This is a genomic window from Xanthovirga aplysinae (genome assembly GCF_009711365.1).
GTDB lineage: Bacteria > Bacteroidota > Bacteroidia > Cytophagales > Cyclobacteriaceae > Xanthovirga > Xanthovirga aplysinae.
In genome coordinates this window covers 1-2151 of record NZ_SMMB01000532.1, presented here as the reverse complement: position 1 = coordinate 2151, position 2151 = coordinate 1, and the positions used below count along the sequence as shown (strand labels likewise).

The window sequence follows — 2151 nt, the reverse complement described above, 5'->3', positions numbered from 1 at the left end:
TAAGGAGTGAATAAGGCTAAGGAGTGAATATTGAAGAGTTTCAAAGAGAGAATGGGGTATAAGGATTCAAGATTTTGTGTGTCTGATTATGCTTATAGAAAAGAGAGTAGTGATGAATAAATTGACAACCCCTCTGAACCCCTAAGGTATCAATTTATTCAAGATAAACTGAGAATGTAACCAGAAGAAATTGTTTTGATTAGAAAGGATTTAGCTGGCTTATTGCCTGCTTATCGTGATTAAAGAAAATATATTGCATTAAATAGACCTTTGGAGTCAAAAAAGCTAGCCCATTTCCATAGACTAGCTTTTTCCTTTTAGATAAAATTATAAATATCAATGTTTTTCAATATGACCTTTCCAACCATACCAGACAATGTAGAGATAACAAAACACTGGAATAATAAATGCAATCCTTAACCCGACCATGTCGGTAGCAACACCTTGCAATAACGGCAACAATGCTCCTCCAACAATAGCAGTGGACATTATTCCAGAAGCCTGTTCTGTAAATTTACCAACTCCGGCAATTCCCAAAGTGAAAATGGTTGGGAACATAATAGAGTTAAAGAAACCTATAGCCAAAATCGCCACCAATGCAACATTTCCTTCAGCAACTATGGTAATCAACACCAATAAAGCCGCCAATGCAGCATTGAAAACAAGAACTTTAGCAGGTTTAAATTTATTCAAGATATAAGCTCCCAAGAACCTTCCTACCATAGCTCCTCCCCAATAAAAGGGAACAAAATAACCAGCCTCATGCTCAGCTAACCCCTTCACACTATCCAATCCTATATAGTTCACCAATAAACTTCCAATGGATACTTCAGCGCCTACGTAAGCAAATATCCCCACTGCTCCTAAAACCAAATGAGAATACTGAAAGGCCGAAGTCTTTCCACTTAAATGTTGTGGGGAAGCCATCGCTTCATTTTCCTCTTTCTTCCGACTAATAACTGGAAGCTTTAGGGCGGCAATCACCAAACCAATAATCACCAAAACTACACCAATCAATACATAAGGAATCTGTACCGCTGAAGGACTAAGCGCCTCAGGGTTTAAGGTATCAATTTCAGGTAAACTCTTTAAAATAAAGTGCGTCCCTAATAATGGTCCTAAAGTTGTTCCAAGAGAATTAAAAGCTTGAGTAAGGGTTAATCGACCTGAAGCTGTTTCCGGTTTGCCCAATATAGAAACATATGGGTTTCCCGCTACCTGCAGTAACACCACTCCTGTAGCCAAAATAAAGAGTGCTCCTAGAAATAAGCCATATGCTCTACTGTCAGCCGCAGGATAGAACAACACGGCCCCAAAAGCAGCAGTTAACAAACCCAATACCAAACCTCTTTTATAACCCACTTTCTCGATTATTTTGGAGGCAGGAATAGACATCACAAAGTAAGCTCCAAAAAAGCAACTGTTAATCAACATTGCTTCTGTATAATTCAGCTGAAAGATCACCTTCATGTAAGGGATTAAAATATCATTCAAGCTGGTGATAAAACCAAAAAGGAAGAATAAAACCATTAAGGAGGATATCGCCATGGAATAATTTTGTTCCCCTCCTCCTTCAAGATTTCCTTGAGGAACCCTTTTCGTACTTTTTGTAATCGTTACTGCTGCCATAAAATTGAATTGTATTTTAAAAAAGCTAATTAAATAAAAAGTCGAAAAGACAAATTAGTCTAAAAAACGGTTGATTTCTCTTTTAAAAAATTTGCCCTGATTTATGAGATGCCTAAATCTATTTGACAGAACAGCTGACTTTTTCAAAAAGCGGCTTTAAGCCTTTATGCAAACGTTTTAAGAAAGTTAAAATTGCATCTTTCCAACATTAAACCATCTGTAAATATAAAAAAATCGACATAAATTCTAAAAAAACAGGATTAAAATAAGATTAAGAACAGATATTATTTCTCCTAATCATAAACCCAAAAAGAAGATAAAGTTGAAAAAACAGAAATAAAAAAGCTGGATTTGACAAGGCAAAATAATAGATCCCAATTTTGGAGGATGATTTTAATCGAAGAGGTTAATACAGCGATATGGATGGACGACAAAATGCCTAACTTCTCCAGACAAATATTATTTGACCGCTTCATTTAAGCCGGTAAAAGGGAATAGAAATAGGGAAAAAAGAAAAAAAAA

At 35.9% G+C, this 2151-nt stretch carries 1 protein-coding gene; it reads right to left on the bottom strand.

Annotated elements, in window-relative coordinates; genetic code table 11:
* Window positions 1-336: 336 nt before the first annotated feature.
* Entirely contained in the window at window positions 337-1629 is a 1293-nt protein-coding gene (locus tag E1171_RS02410) for a sugar MFS transporter (RefSeq protein ID WP_155203721.1), read from the bottom strand.
* Window positions 1630-2151 lie beyond the last annotated feature (522 nt).